The organism is Pseudanabaena sp. FACHB-2040 (genome assembly GCF_014696715.1).
GTDB lineage: Bacteria > Cyanobacteriota > Cyanobacteriia > Phormidesmidales > Phormidesmidaceae > JACVSF01.
Genome location: NZ_JACJQO010000012.1, coordinates 69,858 through 86,153, shown reverse-complemented (window position 1 = coordinate 86,153; position 16,296 = coordinate 69,858). Strand labels below are relative to the sequence as shown.

The 16,296-nt window shown below is 56.9% G+C and carries 13 protein-coding genes; 5 read left to right on the top strand and 8 right to left on the bottom strand.

The genetic code is table 11. From position 1 onward, the window contains the following. Nucleotides 1-50: 50 nt before the first annotated feature. The 3 genes from H6G13_RS29490 to gloB form a co-directional block, all read right to left on the bottom strand. Nucleotides 51-2,363, bottom strand: a complete 2,313-nt coding sequence (locus H6G13_RS29490) for a protein phosphatase 2C domain-containing protein (protein ID WP_190484092.1) — start codon at nucleotides 2,361-2,363, stop codon at nucleotides 51-53. Nucleotides 2,364-2,401: 38 nt separating this feature from the next. Continuing rightward, nucleotides 2,402-2,752, bottom strand: a complete 351-nt coding sequence (locus tag H6G13_RS15115) for an NAD(P)H-quinone oxidoreductase subunit M (protein ID WP_190484090.1) — start codon at nucleotides 2,750-2,752, stop codon at nucleotides 2,402-2,404. 103 nt (nucleotides 2,753-2,855) lie between these two features. Further along, the gene (gene gloB / locus H6G13_RS15110; RefSeq protein ID WP_190484088.1) at nucleotides 2,856-3,629 is read right to left on the bottom strand and encodes a hydroxyacylglutathione hydrolase; all 774 of its coding nucleotides are present in this window, start codon (nucleotides 3,627-3,629) and stop codon (nucleotides 2,856-2,858) included. A 435-nt stretch (nucleotides 3,630-4,064) separates the two neighbouring features. Here gloB and H6G13_RS15105 point away from each other — a divergent pair, with 435 nt between their 5' ends. After that, on the top strand, nucleotides 4,065-4,271 hold the full coding sequence (locus tag H6G13_RS15105; RefSeq protein ID WP_190484086.1) for a hypothetical protein: 207 nt from the start codon (nucleotides 4,065-4,067) through the stop codon (nucleotides 4,269-4,271). Nucleotides 4,272-4,276: 5 nt separating this feature from the next. Here H6G13_RS15105 and mutS read toward each other — a convergent pair whose 3' ends face one another. Beyond that, complete coding sequence (gene mutS, locus H6G13_RS15100; protein ID WP_190484084.1) at nucleotides 4,277-7,030, bottom strand: DNA mismatch repair protein MutS; 2,754 nt, start codon at nucleotides 7,028-7,030, stop codon at nucleotides 4,277-4,279. Between the two features lie 248 nt (nucleotides 7,031-7,278). Here mutS and H6G13_RS15095 point away from each other — a divergent pair, with 248 nt between their 5' ends. Further along, nucleotides 7,279-7,482 (top strand): hypothetical protein, encoded by a 204-nt coding sequence (locus H6G13_RS15095; protein WP_190484082.1) that lies wholly within the window; start codon nucleotides 7,279-7,281, stop codon nucleotides 7,480-7,482. A 175-nt stretch (nucleotides 7,483-7,657) separates the two neighbouring features. Here the strand turns inward: H6G13_RS15095 and H6G13_RS15090 are convergent, their stop codons facing one another. Then, entirely contained in the window at nucleotides 7,658-8,356 is a 699-nt protein-coding gene (locus H6G13_RS15090; protein ID WP_190484079.1) for a rhomboid family intramembrane serine protease, read from the bottom strand. 31 nt (nucleotides 8,357-8,387) lie between these two features. Continuing rightward, nucleotides 8,388-9,308 carry an LD-carboxypeptidase gene (locus tag H6G13_RS15085; protein ID WP_190484077.1) on the bottom strand — a complete coding sequence of 307 codons (921 nt, stop codon included), beginning with the start codon at nucleotides 9,306-9,308 and terminating at the stop codon, nucleotides 8,388-8,390. A 148-nt stretch (nucleotides 9,309-9,456) separates the two neighbouring features. On the opposite strand from H6G13_RS15085, the gene H6G13_RS15080 reads away from it, so the two are divergent. Further along, nucleotides 9,457-9,609 carry a hypothetical protein gene (locus H6G13_RS15080; RefSeq protein ID WP_190484076.1) on the top strand — a complete coding sequence of 51 codons (153 nt, stop codon included), beginning with the start codon at nucleotides 9,457-9,459 and terminating at the stop codon, nucleotides 9,607-9,609. A 60-nt stretch (nucleotides 9,610-9,669) separates the two neighbouring features. Here the strand turns inward: H6G13_RS15080 and argF are convergent, their stop codons facing one another. Continuing rightward, the gene (gene argF, locus H6G13_RS15075; RefSeq protein ID WP_190484074.1) at nucleotides 9,670-10,593 is read right to left on the bottom strand and encodes an ornithine carbamoyltransferase; all 924 of its coding nucleotides are present in this window, start codon (nucleotides 10,591-10,593) and stop codon (nucleotides 9,670-9,672) included. 444 nt (nucleotides 10,594-11,037) lie between these two features. On the opposite strand from argF, the gene H6G13_RS15070 reads away from it, so the two are divergent. Both H6G13_RS15070 and H6G13_RS15065 read left to right on the top strand, forming a co-directional pair. Then, nucleotides 11,038-13,545 (top strand): CapA family protein, encoded by a 2,508-nt coding sequence (locus H6G13_RS15070; RefSeq protein ID WP_190484072.1) that lies wholly within the window; start codon nucleotides 11,038-11,040, stop codon nucleotides 13,543-13,545. Between the two features lie 85 nt (nucleotides 13,546-13,630). Then, complete coding sequence (locus H6G13_RS15065; RefSeq protein WP_190484070.1) at nucleotides 13,631-14,500, top strand: aldose epimerase; 870 nt, start codon at nucleotides 13,631-13,633, stop codon at nucleotides 14,498-14,500. Between the two features lie 27 nt (nucleotides 14,501-14,527). Here the strand turns inward: H6G13_RS15065 and H6G13_RS15060 are convergent, their stop codons facing one another. Continuing rightward, nucleotides 14,528-16,288 carry an ABC transporter permease subunit gene (locus H6G13_RS15060; RefSeq protein WP_347277487.1) on the bottom strand — a complete coding sequence of 587 codons (1,761 nt, stop codon included), beginning with the start codon at nucleotides 16,286-16,288 and terminating at the stop codon, nucleotides 14,528-14,530. Nucleotides 16,289-16,296 lie beyond the last annotated feature (8 nt).

Here is a 16,296-nt window from a genome sequence, read left to right as displayed (position 1 = left end):
CCGGAGGCCGGCAAAGGCAGACTGTTTCGAGGCAGTTTTGGGGCACAGGGCTAAGGACAAACTCCCTGCTGCGTTGGGGTAGCCGCAGACAGAGCAATGGCAGCAGCAGTGAGCTGGGGCTCTAAAACCCAGCCCTCTTCACCGGGCTGCGACAGCTGTTCCGAAAGGGTAGCCGGAGCCGGATTGACCGGTGCTGTCGGAGCCTCTGAATCTGTCTCTTGAGGTGTTTCAGCCAGCGACACTCCCGATGGAATCGAACACACCTGAAGACGCACCCATTGATTGCGGTCTGGCGTCGCCTGGCGGCTGATAACTTTCAGGATACTGCCTGCCGGAATCAGCGGCACATTCTCCTCGGCCGATGGCGCTGCCAAGCTCGGCTCGGCTCCCGTTTGTAGGGCCATTAGACTCGTTTCAGCGCTACTGCCTGGCGCTGGCGTAGCGCGGACCTGCCAGAAGGAATTAACCGAAACTGTAACCGACAGCGGGGAAGTGGGGGTTAGCGGAGGGGTGGCCGTAAACCGCGATAGCCGGAGCGACTGAAGTGGCTGGGCGGCTGGTCGAGTCTGGTCTATCCACCATAGGAAGCCTAGCAAGGCAGCTGCGATCGCACCTAACCCTAGCAGCCAGGGCCAGAGGCTACGCCGGGTTCGGTCTTTGACAGGGACGGTTGGCTGCAGCACCGTAGCCGCTGGCTCCACCAGCCGGGTTGGACCTTGAAGTGTCGTAGCCACGCCCGCCGTTGGAGCAGGCATGGTTGATGAAGCTGCTGGTAAGGCCGTAAAAGACTGAGCGGGCTGCGGCGATAGGGAAACTAAGCCTACCGTTACATTGTCGTGACCGTTATAGCCGTTGGCCAGGTTAACTAGCTGCTGCCCGACCTGAGCCAGCGGCATCTGCCCCAGCACCGCCGGACGAATGGTCGAGAACCAGAATGCATCAACCCGCTCAAAATCACTTAATCCGTCTGAGCAGATCAAATACAGGCTGTCGTCATCCAGCAAAAAGTGCTGCACTGTAGGCTGCAGGTGACCTGAATCACCAATCCCCAGAGCCTGCACGAGAGCCCCAGCATTAGGAGAATTCAAGGCGTCGCGGTAGAGAGCATAGCCCAACCGCGTCTCGCGGGCCGCCACATCATCGTCTAGAGTGATTTGGCAGCAGCTTTGGGCGCTGATCCGGTAGGCCCGGCTGTCGCCTAGATGGGCAATAAACAGGTAGGGCGGGTAGATTAGGGCCGCTACCAGAGTGGTGCCCATGCGCTCCCGTTCCTGACGGCGCTCTTGGTCATTGCGCTGGGCAATAGCGTCGTTCGCCGCATTAACCGCCTGCTTTAACCGCTCAGTCACAACTGCAGGCACCAAGGCGGGCGTCTGCAGTAGAGGCATAAGCTGCTGCTGCATCGTTTGAATGGCTAGCTGGGAGGCTACGTTGCCGCTTTCGTGGCCGCCAATGCCGTCACAGACCACCACTAGAGGGCTCAGGGTCGCAGGCAACGCGGCTGCCTGCACGGTCCCCTGGGTAACGCTGCCGCTGTCTGGGTAGCAGGCATCTTCGTTACGCCCCCGGCTAGGCCCTTGATCGGTAAGGGTGAACGTCTCTAGCCGCACGGGCTGAGTCTGAAATAGGGTGGCGATGGCCTGCTCTAGGGAGTGTTCGACCGCTGTTGCTGAGGTGAGGGTGCGATCGCACAGCTGAGCCACCAGCCCTCCCAAATAGTCTCGCACAGCCGGATGGGCAGTTGTTACCAGCCCCTGCCACTGGTGACCCAGATCGACCAGCGTTAGGCTGCTCCCACTGGATCGAAGCGTCAGCAGCCGCAGCACTGAGCCATCAACCCGCAGCAGATCGGGCACCAGCAGGCTAGCCTCAACCGCTGCCCCCGCCAGAGCAGTCCACAGCAGAGCCACCTGCCGCAGCCAGTTTAGCTGGCGCAGAGGCGATGCCGATGCCCACTGATCGGCCAAGCTGGGCAAGAGTCGGACATCAACCTGACCGTTGCTGTCAGTATTGGCAGCTAGAGGCGCATCTTCCAGTAGCAGCAGGGGAGGCTGGTCAGGCACACTCAGCACCGTAAAGGGCCTGGGAACGTGCAGCGGAACAGCCGCCAGACGCAAATAGGGTACAACCGAGCTAGGCAGTTCCTCAAGCGAACGCAGTTCTCGACTGGGCCGAATGTCTAACAGAATGTGGGGAGCCCACACCTGAAACCGCTCTGCTAGCAGACTATTGCGCTTAAAGGCTGACAAATCATTGTCTACCGCCCACAGAAAGCGACGCACGAGGGGCGTTTGGCAGACCTGACAAACTGTCTGACCGACATCATTAACCGCCTGACAGGCAGGGTTGGGGCACTGGATCACTTGCCGGGGCCATATACAAAACTGAAATGCTGTCTCTTTTAAGAAGCCGCCGATTCATTAGCAACCACCTGCGGCAGACCCATACTGTAGTTGATGGCACGGCTCTTGAGGTTATAGCTAATTTCGCCCTTCTGCAGCAGACCTTTCACAAAATGCTCCAGGTCAGAGCCGATGCGGCGCAAATTGTAGTCAGTCAGATCTTCTCCCGCAGAAGCTTCTACCAGCCGATCAAACTCGCGGTAGACCTGCTGCAGAGCTTCATCAGACCAGTTGAACTCGTTGTCTGGATCGATATCTAGGGTCAACACGCTCTCATTGGGCACCAGCTCGTTGTTTTTGACTTCAGCGGTGTAGATATGAACGTGTCGCGTGGTTGATTTGAGCATCATTGGGAGTGACCCGCCTAACTTGCATCAGCATCGTCTGCTATTGTAGCGGTCTTGCGAGGACTCACAGAAGAGGCCAAAGTAAGGAATATTTGCCCGTCAACCGTTAAAACTGGTCCTTCCGCCCACGCAGTCGAGCAAAGGTCTGAATCGGATCGGGGCTATTGACGGCCTGTTGCAGCTTAGGGTTATCCCACTGCAGGAAAGGATTGGTGACTTTTTCTAGGCCTAGCGGAGAAGGAACTGTGGCTTCCTGACGCTGCCGAGCACTTCGAACCAACTCAAACCGCTGCTGCAGTTCAGGGTTTGCCCCATCCACTGTGAGGGCAAATTTGAGATTGTTCAGCGTATATTCATGGGCGCACCAGACTCGGGTCTGATCTGGCAGCTGCCGAAGCTTGGTGAGAGAACTGACCATCTGGGCCGGCGTGCCCTCAAACAGCCGTCCGCAGCCTCCGGCAAACAGCGTGTCGCCGCAAAATAGCTCGCCCCAATCCTCTCCTGCTTGAGGGGGGAAGTAATAGGCGATGTGGGCGCGGGTGTGACCCGGAACAAACAAAACTTGGGCCGTGCGGCCCGCGAAGCTGACCGTATCTCCTTCCTGAAGAAAAATACTCTGCCCAGGAATGCGGTCTCGATCTTCTGCCCCGCCATAGACAATCGCTGAGGGGAAGCGCTGCAGCAGATGCCGGTTAGCCCCTACGTGATCGCTGTGATGGTGAGTATTGAAAATGGCGATCAGCGGAGCCGCCAACGCTTCTAGCTGCTCTAGCACCGGGCCAGGTTCTGCCGGATCGACGACCGCTGCTGTGTTGCTCAGGGGGTCGTGCAGCAAGAAGATGTAATTATCGGAAAGCGCGCTGAGCCGGTAGATTTGCATCGGGTAGCCGAGTGGAGTTGGTTGGAGCAGATGAGTTGAGACGGTCCGGGCATTGCCAGTTGCTAGACTGCTTTGCCACTAGAGCGCAGTTCTTGCCTCAACTTAATCTACGCCAGAGTCCTTGAGTAGTGGATTGTTCCCCAAGCCTGCCTGCAATTCTGTCTAGATACACCAGACAGAGCCTGCTATAGATCGGTAATTTCCCTCTGTTTGCCGGGGTTTACAAGAGCTTTAATGCCTTTTATCAAAGCTTTGTAGAGGCATCGAGCTAGACCATAGCGCTGCGGGCATGCTTTTTATAGCAGAGAGCGGCAACCTACCCAGGCCAAGCCGGATTTTCTAGGCTAAAGGTCCCTTAGCAGGCACCAGCCACCCTCTTGCTGCGACCCTTTACGACAAAAGAGTTCTTCAAAATCGTCACTACACACAAATCCTATGTTGTCAGTCGTTCCCATTAACGATCATCCCCAAATTCAACGTCTGACCAGACACGCCATCGAGCAAAACGCGTTGACTCGCCGGGACCACCTATGGCTCACTTCCGCCATATTAGGTGACCCTACCCTTTCTCCCCTCGATCGCACCCAGATCAACCATGTCCTAGACTTGATCCGCATGGGCCGAGTTCGGCTGGTCAATTAACGTTTCTACGAGCTGAAAATGTCGAGCTGCTCGGTGGGGTCACTCTCCGGCGGGGGGTAGGGCGATTCTTTAGCTCTGCCGCTGACAGAACGGCGGCCTTTGCGGAGGCCGACAGCAATTTTGCTGTGTTTCTCGATCTCGCCCATGACCTCTCTGGCCCGGCTGATAACCGAGGGTGGTAAACCAGCCAATCGTCCTGCCTCAATGCCATAGGACTTGTCGGCTCCGCCCGGCTGTACCTGATGCAGAAAGATGATCTGGTCGGGCAATTCTTTGACGGTGACCTGATAGTTAGCGACGTTGTCGAGCAGCCCTGCCAGCTCATTTAGCTCGTGGTAGTGGGTGGCAAAGATCGTGCGGGCCCGCACATCGCTAGCCAAGTGCTCTGCCACCGCCCAGGCAATCGAAAGGCCATCAAAGGTGGCGGTACCCCGGCCAATTTCATCTAACAGCACCAGTGACCGAGATGTAGCGTGGTTGAGAATGTTGGCTGTTTCATTCATCTCCACCATGAAAGTAGACTGCCCCGTCGCTAGGTCATCTACTGCACCTACGCGGGTGAAGATGCGATCGCATATCCCCAACTGCGCCGCCTTCGCCGGAACAAAGCTACCCACTTGCGCCATCAGCTGAATCAGCCCTACCTGCCGCAGGTAGCAGCTTTTGCCGCTGGCATTAGGGCCAGTGAGAATGATCAGATCGGGGCAAGGAGAAAAGAGGGAGGAGCTAGACAGTCGCCCCTTCCCCTCTCCCTTTTGCCGCTCCCCTTCTGTTTCCTCTCCTCTGCCTTCTCCCCTGTCCTCTCTCCTCCCCAACCCCGTAGAATTAGGCACAAAAAACCCCGCTGGCAACAGCTGCTCCACGACAGGATGGCGGCCTTCGCCAATACCTAGCTGCCGATCGGCAGCTAGGACAGGACGGCAGTAGCCCTGGTAGATAGCAACTTCGGCTAGCCCACAGAGGACATCGGCAGCGGCGACAGCAGCAGCAACTTTGCGGATCAGCTCGACCTGGCCCCCTACCTGATCGCGCAGCTGGATGAACAGGTCGTACTCTAGGCTGTGAATTTCCGATTCCAGATTAAAAACGCGGGTTTCTCGTTCTTTGAGTTCGGGGGTGATGTAGCGTTCTTCGTTGGTCAGTGTCTGCCGCCGAATGTAGTCGTCGGGGGCCTGATCCGCCTTGGCACGGGAGATAGTGATGTAGTAGCCAAAGGCTTTATTGAAGCCGACTTTGAGGCTGGAAATGCCGGTACGCTGACGCTCGACTGCTTCGAGGCTGGCGATCCACTGGCGGTCGGCGACAATCTGCTGGCGCAGGTCGTCGAGCTGTGCGTTGACACCCGCTCGAATCAGGTTGCCCTCGGTCAGGTAGAGGGGAGGATTTTCGACTAAGTGCGATCGCAGCACCTGGCCTAGCTGCTCTAGCTCAGGCGGCACGTACTGCAAGGCTTTGAGATAGGGCGACTGGGCTTGGGCTACCAGGGCAGCTAACTCCGGCAAGCGAGCAAAAGACTCAGCCAAGGCGATCAGGTCGCGGGCATTGGCGGTGCCCGAGCCAGCCCGTCCGGCCAAGCGCTCTAGGTCATAGATTTGCTTGAGCCGTTGGTGCAGCACCTGGCGCAGGCTGCTATCTTGCACCAGTTCAGCAATCGTGTCTTGTCGCGCCTGGATAGCGGAGATATTGAGCAGGGGCTGCAGCAGCCACCGCCGCAAGGCGCGGCTGCCCATGGGCGTAACAGTGCGATCTAGTGCCCACAGCAGAGAGCCATTGAAGGTGCCGTCCCGCGCAGTTTGAGTGATCTCCAGGTTGCGGCGGGTCTGGTGATCGATCACTAGATACTCAGTCAGGGTGTAGGTACAGAGCGGCTGCAGCGGCGACAGCACTGTCTTTTGGGTGTCTTCTAGGTACTCCAGCAGGCCACCTGCCGCTCGCACCGCCAGCGGCAAGTGCTCGCAGCCCAGCCCCTCTAGGGAGCGCAGCCGAAAGCGCTGCAGCAGGCGCTGGCGGGCTTCGCTTTGGGAGAAGGGGGTTTGCGATCGCAGCGTATAGCAAAACTGGCGTGGCAAACAGTCAGGCAGCTGTGCCGAAGTCTCACCGGGTCGCAGCATGGTTCGCAGATCCGGCGCGTTGGTCGGCACCAAAATCTCGGCAGGCTGTAGCCGCATCAGCTCCTGGCCCAGCTGATCTAGTCCGGTCGCCTGAGTGGTGAGAAATTCGCCGGTAGAGACATCGGCATGAGCTAGCCCCCAATGATCTCCCGCAATTACTACAGTGGCCAAAAAATTATTGCGGCTGGCGCTGAGCATGCCTTCTTCGAGCACCGTACCGGGCGTAATCACGCGGGTAACTTCTCGCTTTACCAGTCCCTGAGCTTGGGCCGGATCTTCCACCTGGTCGCAAATCGCGATGGCGTAGCCCTTCTCTACCAACAGCACACAGTAGCGATCTAGAGCATGGTGGGGAATGCCCGCCAACGGCACTCGGCCAACGGCTTTGCCTGCCTCCTTACTGGTCAGCACCAGCTCTAGCTCACGAGCTACAGTAATTGCGTCTTGAAAGAAAGTTTCGAAAAAGTCGCCCACCCGGTAAAGCAGCAGCGCATGGGGGTATTGCTCCTTCATGGAGACGTAATGCTGCATCATCGGGGTCAGCTCATCGCTCGCGACTGAGCGGTGGTCAGCATAGCGAACGGTGTGTTTTACCAGGCGCTCAGGAATAGCATGATTAGCGTCGGTAGCGGCAGACGAACCGGTCATGGAAGATGCCGTAAAGGAAACCAGCGTTCCTATTCTAAAGCGGCTCCTCCGTGTAAATGTGTCTAAAGAAAGTAGGTCATGTCTAGCAAGCCACAATTTCTAGCGCTACTGGTTTTTGCTAGATCTCTCTACCGGCAGTGTTAACAAAACCGTTAAGCTTCGTTGCAGGATTTGGAGGGCGGTTAACAGGCTGTGATAGCTTCAATACGTTAACCATTGAGTAAATGTTACAAACAGGGAGACTTCACGTGGCCCAGTCAGCGCAACCGATACATTCACTCGCAACGACCCGGGAAGACTTCAGTGAGTATGTTGCTCACCTTCAGCTCCATATGGCTCTGCAGGCCCGCAACCTCGTGCCAAACCTTAACAACAATGGCGATCGTCGCGAAACCATGCTGCACCAGACCCAGGCAAATTTTGAGAAGCAAGTCTCTCGCCAGGGATTCTAAATGACTAGCTGAACCGGCAGTGGCTTCAAGCAACCAGCCCAGTTCAGCAGCATCTGGCTTAGCAGCCTCTACAAGCTTCCAAGAAACGATTAGGCGTTCAGGGGCTCTTTCTCAAAGAGCAGCTCCTGAACGCTTTTTTTTGCTGTACGCACCTGCCCTCTGCTTTCTCTTGCCCCTAAAACGAATCTTGTCGAGGCTTCAACAGCCCTAGCAAAGGCCCCAAGATAATGCCGAAGACAAACCCACCCGCATGAGCCCAATAGGCCACCCCGCCCGATCCCATATTCACATCTGTCCCTAAGCTCAACAGGCCATAGAGCGCCTGCTGGACAAACCAAAATCCCAGGAACAAAATGGCAGGCACCCGAACGACCGTAATAAAGATAAACAACGGCAGCAGCGTCTGGATGCGAGCTTTGGGAAAGCGCAGAATGTAGGCCCCCATGACGCCTGCGATCGCACCACTTGCCCCCACAGTCGGCACCGTAGAAGCCGGGGCAAAAATCCACTGGCTCAGCCCAGCCAAAACACCGCAACCCAGATAAAACACAGTAAACCGCACTGGCCCCAGCTGATCTTCGATATTGTTGCCAAATACCCACAGGTAGAGCATGTTGCCGCCCAAATGCAAAAAGCCCCCATGTAAAAACTGGGAGCTGATCAAGGTGAACCATTCTCGGCCGGGCTGGTCTATCTGACCTGAGAAACTGTCGGACAGTTGGGCTGGCACCAGGGCCCAAGTGTCAAAAAATTGCTCTAGCTGGTTCGGGGACAGCCTGATTTCAACCAAAAAAATCAGAATATTGAGAATGAGGAGACCATAGACGACATAGGGCTTTGAACGAGTTGGGTTTTCGTCGCGCAGGGGAACCACAGGTTTAGCTCGCTGGCAGAACCTCCTTATTCTAGGAAGTCTTGAGGTCAGGCAGGATAGCAAGTTCGCCGCGCTCACCGTCAAGGCGGGCCAACACCCCTACGGGCAAAGCAGCATTAACGCCATCATGACCGAAGGGCAGATCGGAGACAACTGGGATATTGAGATCAGCGGTGCGATCGCGCAGCACCTCAGCAACGCTAAAACTCGGCCCCCCTTGGGGGGGCTCGCAGCGGCTAAAGCGCCCTAGGGCAATTCCTTTCACCTGCTGGAGCTTGCCCAACATACGCCACTGAGTCAGGATCCGATCAATCCGGTAGGGGGCTTCTGTCACGTCTTCAAATGCCAGAATGACGTCTTTCAGATCAGGCTCATGGGCTGTGCCCAGCAGATGGGTGGCCACCGTCAGATTGGCAGGCAGCAAAATTCCTGTTGCCACGCCACCGCCCCAGCCGCTACCGAAAATGGGCGGCAGCGGCTGGCCTTCTACCCAATCGCGCAGACGCTGCTGGCTCCAGGCGGGCTCCTGGGCCAACGTAGTGAGCAGGGGGGCGTGAACTCCAGCCACGCCCTGACGGGTCAAACTCCACAGCAGGCTAGTGATGTCTGAAAAGCCAATGAGCCAGCGAGGATCGCTCTGGGGCCACTGCCAGTCCTCCAGCAGCCGGGTGCCGCCAAAGCCCCCTCGGGCGCAGAGCACCCCCCGGCAGTCAGGATGGCTCAGCGCCTCCAGCAACTGCCCACGCCGGTGCTCATCTCGACCGGCTAGATAGCCCCAGCGAGCATCAAACCCACTGCAAAGCTCCACCCGGTAGCCCCAGGAGCGCCAGATCTCAACGCCTTGCTTAAAGACATCCAGCTCACGCAAAGCTCCACTCGGGGCAGCTACTAGCAAAAGGTCACCCGGCTTGAGCGGAGCAGGAACCAAACAAGGAGACGGAGGTGAGGACATGGCAACAAAGGCACCCTTGCAAAAAAACAGCTCAGACGCGCTTACCCACCCTTTGCCAGCAGGGCGTTCTACGTATGCTTCGCACCCATGCCCTGCGACAAATTGCTATATTGTTTACAAAGCTTAATGAAGTTGCGGGAGCAGCGTGATGGTTAAGCAATCTGTTCAATCTACCATCTGGGGTTTTACGCCAGATGCTGAAAGCTTAAATGGCCGACTGGCCATGCTGGGATTTACCCTCTCAATTGTCATTGAGCTGTTTACTGAGCAAGGGGTTCTGCGTTTTCTGCGCCTGATCTAGAACCCATTAATTTTGTGTCAACCTCTAGGGCTGGTGGCTTTGCAAAAGCTGCCAGCCTTTTCATATGGCTCCCAGCAGGCTGGCCAACAACGCTTTCTGAGCGTGCATTCGATTCTCAGCTTGATCCCAAACCCGAGAGTGAGGCCCTTCGATTACTGCTGCCGTAATTTCCTCTTCGCGATGGGCAGGCAGACAATGCAGCACAATCACGTCTGGATCAGCTAGGGAAACCAGGTGTTCATTAATTTGATACGGCTGAAAGATGGGAATACGCTGCGCTGCCAGATCTTCTTGGCCCATGCTGGCCCAGACATCGGTATAGAGAATTTGAGCCCCCTTGGCTGCAATATCGGCATCTTCGGTGACCAAGACTTCGGAGCGACCACCAGCCAACGCCTGAGCCTTCTCCACAATGGCTGGGCTGGGGGCATAGTCTGCCGGGGTAGCAATTCGAACGTTCATACCGACGAGGGCGCAACCCAACATCAGGGAATGCGCTACGTTGTTGCCGTCGCCAACGTAGGTCAGCGTGAGCCCAGCGCAGGTACCGAAGGCTTCTTGAGCCGTCAGCAGGTCTGCCAGTATCTGACAGGGATGCTCCTCATCGGTGAGGGCGTTGATGACAGGAATTTCGGCGTAGTCGGCAAATTCTTCGACTTCGGCCTGGGCATAGGTGCGGATGGCAACTACATCTAAATATCGATCTAGGACTCGGGCCGTATCGCTAGTAGGCTCGCCCCGACTGACCTGAGTCACGTCAGCATTAAGGTCAAGAACTTGGCCTCCCAACTGCCCCATTGCCACAGAAAAGCTCACCCGAGTTCGGGTTGACGCTTTTTTAAACAGCAGTCCAAGGGTCTTGCGAGGGCATTGAGGCTGGCGTTGACCTGACTTCAGTTGTGCCGCCAGCTCTAAAATGTCGAGCATCTCATCTGCTGACAAATCAGCCAAGCTTAGTAAATCTCGCCCTTGTAGAGACTGCATGGGGTTCCTGCTCTGGCTAAAGGGAAAATAAAACCCTATCAGATTTTCTGGATGGCGGATCTGGTTACCGGTAGGGATTTGCCCAGGAACAGATAGCCCTATCTGAGCGCTGTCTTGGAGGATGGAGGAAAGCAGCTTGAGGCAAAATCAGATGCGATTATCAAGCTTCTGTAAATACCGCCTTCGATCTTTCCCTCCCCATCCGGAGTCGCTGCAAACTGTCTAGGATCGCGGCAAAAGTATTGACAAGTTAAGCATCTTTGCTAAAGTCATGGTTGCTATCGGCCGCCTTTGGAGTAGGTGCCTTGAGCCAGATGTCAATCTTTTCCTTTAGAGGTTTACTATAGTTCCACAACTTGTTCCATGACATAGACTCCTAGGTGTCACTCCAGCGGAATTACGGGTGCCAACCATGGCATAAGTTACTCACCATAGGCTACGAAAATGGTCAACGCGGCAATTAGTGCGCCGGTTTATCACGCGCAGACCTCTTCATCTTCAGTCCGAGACTTGGCAGCTGCCGGTCATTTTCGGGCTATTGCCCTTTGGCTCAATGAACCACTTGCCGCCCAAGGCATTTATGTGCAGGTACAGGCCGAACAGCCTGGAAGACTGCTCCTGCTGGTCGAGTTTGAGCAGCCGCCGCTGAAAGAGCGTCTGACTCGCTTTCTCTGCCATCGGGTCTGGCTATTAAATTCTCCTCTGATTGAAGGCGTTCACATTATCGCTAGGCCTGCCGGACGGCGGCGAATTCTCTGGCAGCAGCGTGTTCGCATCGTCACGCCTGCCCTACGAGGGGGCAAGCAGGAGCCAGGGCCAGTGTCGCCCAAGGCGTCTTCTCCTCTGCCACCGCGCTTGCGATCGCAGTCCCCTACACCAGTTCGCCCCCCAGCGGCCAGCAAGTCTGCAGTGCTGATGGGCAGCCATCTCAAAACCTTGCGGGCGTTGGTACTAACCGGATCGGCAGTAGCAGCCTTTGTCTTTGGCTGTCTGGTAGACGTGATTCTCTCCGGGCCATCTCCGACTCTGCCTAGCTTCACGCAGCGTCCGGAAGTTCAACACACAGCTGATACGGGCCATAGTTCTGGGTTTACGGCTGACTCCCCAGCTAGAACTGTAGAACCTCCTATCGCGACTCCCGTGCGCTACGAGGTAAGGGGAAACCCGACTCCGACAGTCGCACCTGAGATGCGATCGCCCATCGTCGATGCGGCCCTTGAACCTGTTGCCGTTATTCACCACCCGCCCGTGTCTTCGGCTGCAACCGATGTCACTCTGCTATTTGGGGGCGACATTTCCCTGGAGGAAATTTCCTACAACGAGGCTGGAGAGGCAGAGCAGCTTTTTGCCGGACTGGAGGAGTACCAGCAGGCCGATCTAGCCATGATCAATCTGGCTTCTTCTTTGGCGACTGCTGCCACATCCTTAAATGAGGAGTTTTACCACCGCTCTCGGCCTGATGCAATCGAGCTGCTGAAGCAGGGCGGCGTGGACGTCATCAACCTGGCTAGCGAAGGCACGATGGAGTTTGGCGGCGAGGGCTTAGCCGAAACCCTGGAGAACCTCGATCGTCAGGGGCTTTACCGAGTTGGGGCGGGCCGCAATGAGCTAGAGGCCAGGCGGCCTGAAATCATTGATGTCAAAGGCAAGCGCATTGCCTACCTGAGCTATGCCCAGGGCGGCGACAGTGCAGCCCACGGCGATCGCCCTGGCATCAATGCTCAAGGTGTACCGGGAATTGCCCAGGATATTCGAGCGCTGCGGGACCAGGTGGACTGGATTGTAGTCAACTACCGGTGGCAAACTGATATTCCAGAAGCGCCAGCGGACTGGCAGACCAACTTAGCCCGACTGGCGGTAGATCAGGGCGCAGACCTGGTGGTGGGGTATCATCCCCGCACACTCCAAGGCGCTGAAATCTACAAAGGCCGCCCGATCGCCTATTCTTTGGGCGACTTCATCTTTCAGACACCCACGGCACCAGCCGATGCGGCTGACACAGAGCTGTCCCAAAGCGGTTCGGCCCAAGATACGGCTGTGCTCAAGGTCTCGCTTAAAGAAAACCAGATGCGGGTGGAGTTTGTGCCGGTGCAGGTGAGAAACTCTCGCCCTGAACTGGCCACCGGGCGTAAGGGTACAGAGATTTTGCAACGAATTGAGCAGTCTTCTCTGGGGTTTGATCGGCCCATGCGGTCTTCTGCGGTGTTGGAACTGAAGGGTAAGGAGCCCATCGTAGATCAGCCTGTCAGCCCGGATACTCCCTTTGTCTCGCCTCAACCGGCACCGATCAATCCTGTGGAGCCGCTGCCTATAGAGCTACAGATGGAGGATAGCTTCCAGAACGATGGCTTCCAGAATGATGGCTTCCAGGAGCAGACGCCTGAGAGTATTCCTGAGACCGAGTTGCCGATTGAGGCAGAAGCAGCCCCGGATCTGCCGGTGCTGACAGAGGAAGGACTTGATGACTGGGGACCCAAGGGCAACCCGAGCGAGTCGCAATTTATGCCTATTCCGCAGGCAGCACCAGGGTCCACAGTAGATGGCAGCCGCGAACCCCTGCAGCCTCTCCCCAACTACCCAGAGTCTTCGAATACCCTTGAACCCGATGCTTGGATAACTCCAGAGATTCACTCGGAAACTCCGGCTGACGAAGCTCAGGAGGAAATCCCCTCTGAGGGTGTGCCGTCTATCGATGGTCCGGCCCTAACTCCAGAAACCAACCCTAAGCCTAAAGGCATTCGGCCCTTTGGAGAGCCGCTGGTAGGGCCTTTGGGTTCAAGTGAGGTTCAACCTGAAGCCGTAGCGAACAAACCTATAGGGTTGAAGGCAGCGAAGGCAAAAGTTGTCACACCGCTAGATCCAGCAACCTCAAGCGACCTGCCAGCAGTGGAAGCAGTGGCTCCGCTGCATGAGTCACTGGGCGAAACCTTAACCAACGAGGCTCAGCCATGAATGAAGTGACTTGGATTGCTTCTGATGCGGCATCGAAGGAAGTTCCTGTGGTAACGTCTAGGCATCTGAGGTAACGAGGTATCTGGTGTTTGCGATCGCACTCAAAGCTGACCGGTATCCCACCTATGTCCTCTCCGATTCGGAGACAGGTGCCCGGCTAGAGATCGTGCCTGAACGGGGCGGCATTGTGACCCGCTGGCAGGTTCAAGATCAAGACATTTTATATTTTGACGAAGAGCGGTTTGCCAACCCTGAGCTTTCGGTGCGGGGGGGGATTCCTATCCTGTTTCCGATCTGCGGCAACTTGCCCGACAACGCGTATACCTTGAACGGTCAGCCTTATACCTTAAAGCAGCATGGCTTTGCCCGTGACCTGCCTTGGCAGGTGGTACTGCAAGATGTTCGAGAGGCGGCAGCGCTGACTCTGCAGCTCACTAGCGACGACCAGACCCGATCAGTCTATCCCTTCGACTTTCGGCTGCAGTTTACCTACCGCCTGCACGGTCATATTCTAGACATTCAGCAGCAGGTCACCAATCTATCAGACCAACCTATGCCCTTTTCCACAGGGCTGCACCCCTACTTTTGGGTCAAAGATAAATCCCAGCTTAGCTTTGAGCTACCGGCTCAGCAGTACCAAAACCACATCACAGGAGAGCTTGAGCCTTTTCCCGGCAGCTTTGACCTTAACCAGCCGGAAATTGACGTTGCGCTCAGACCGCTCTCAGGAACTGCGGCCACAGTTACCGATATTGATCTCAACCGCAGGCTCACTCTAAACTGGAGCGATGCCTATTCGACCCTGGTGTTTTGGGCGGTTAAAGGCAAGGACTATTATTGTCTGGAGCCTTGGAGTGCGCCCCGCAATGCCCTCAATACTAGTCAGGAGCTGCTTACGCTAGCCCCTCAGACCACCTGCGAAACTAACGTTCGCCTGGCGGTAGCGTTTCTTTAACGGCAAAAAAATCTGCTGCACCGGCCCTCAGCGAATTGCCTGACGCATTTGGTAACTGACCCAGTCAACTAAAAAGGTCAGCAGCACAAAGACGCCCAGGGTAATTGTCAGGCGAGCATAGTCAAAGCTGCTGATCTGCTCCGTGAGTAAACGGCCCAACCCCCCCGCTCCGACCAGCCCGACAATTACCGTTTCGCGCATACAGACCTCCCAGCGGTACAAAATGTAGGCCAGAAAACGAGTTAGATTTTGGGGCAAAACGCCGTAAAGTGCGACCTGTCCGCCGCTAGCCCCCAAGGCCCGCAGGGCTCGCACAGGCCGATCATCAATGTTTTCGTTGACCTCAGCCATCAGCCGCCCCAAAATACCGAAGTTGTGCATGGCCAGCGCCAGCGCCCCCGGCAAAATGCCCGGAAACAGGACGAACAAAAACACCAGCGCCCAAATAGGAGCGGGAATGGCTCGGCTGACTAGCAGTCCCATTCGGCTTAACCCTAAGGCCAGCCCAGCGACCCAGGGCCAACTGCGACGCTGTTCTCCGACGGGCCGCAGCAGCCCTCCTGGCATGAAGAAATTTTGAGCAGCAGGAAAGGAGAACAGCAGACCCGCCAGCCCTGCGATCGCAATCGCCAGCACCGACATTGCCAGGGTTAACCCGGCCAGCCGCATCAGCTCCGAGATCTCGCTGCCGGTCGGTAACGCAGGGGTAGCCGCCACCAGCATCTCTCCCCATAGCCTACGGGTACGCGCAGCCCATAGCTGGCTCCAGTCAATCCGCAGCAGGACAAAGCACAGCGGGATTGCCAAAGCAGTACCCAAGCCAGAGAGGCGAAGAAATGGGTCGGCGGTGGGGCTAGGAGGCGACGGAGCTGGCCTAGATTCACTTTGCGGCGAGTCCTGCAGCCTCTGATTTTTCAGCTTGGTCTTTAAGTTCAGGTCCAATCGGCTCGTAAACCCCATGCGGCGGCGCACCAGAGCGCTCCAGGTATCCACGGCCCCATTCAGCAGAATCAGGGCATAGAAGCCGGTCCAGAGCTGCTCATAGCGGAGAGACTGCAGGCTGAGAAAGATTTCATAGCCTAGGCCGCCAGCTCCGATAATGCCCAGCACCGCCGCCGAACGCAGGGAGCACTCAAACCGATAAAAGGTGTAAGAGAGCAAGTTGGGCAGCGCCAAGGGCAGCAGGCCATACAGGAGAGCGCTGCCAGGACCAACACCGCCGCTAATCAAGGCACTCAGGGGCGCGCGCGGCGTCTCGTCTAGAATTTCAGAAAAAACCTTGGCCACAATGGCCCCAAAGGGAATGGCAATGGCCAGCACTGCCACCAGCGGATCTAGGCCCAAAATGTTGATCAGAAACAGGCCCCACAGCAACTCATGAATGGCTCTCGGAACAGCCAGCAGACCTCGCACGGTCAGCCACGCCAGCGCTCCACCCCGTCGCGGAAACAGCGTGAGCCACCAGACCTCTGCCGCCAGCAGGCCGCCCACAAAGCCCAGCAGCACGCTGAGGGCGGTACCGCAAACAGCATAGGCCAACGTCACCAGAGAGGCGCGAGCGATAATGCCCAAAAACTCGGGAGACAGATCGGGAGACAGGCTAGCCCGAAAAAACTGGCCGACCTGCCCTAGCCCGCCCCAGTTGAAGAGGTCAACGCCCGCTCGCCCAACCCCAGCCGTGTAGAAAGCGGCTGCGATCGCAACCACCGCCACCCAGCCCCAGGCAGTCCGGCTATTCCAGGGAGAGGGGCGGCGCGCAACAGCACCAGCGTTGGGAGACAGAGGCACGGGCTGAA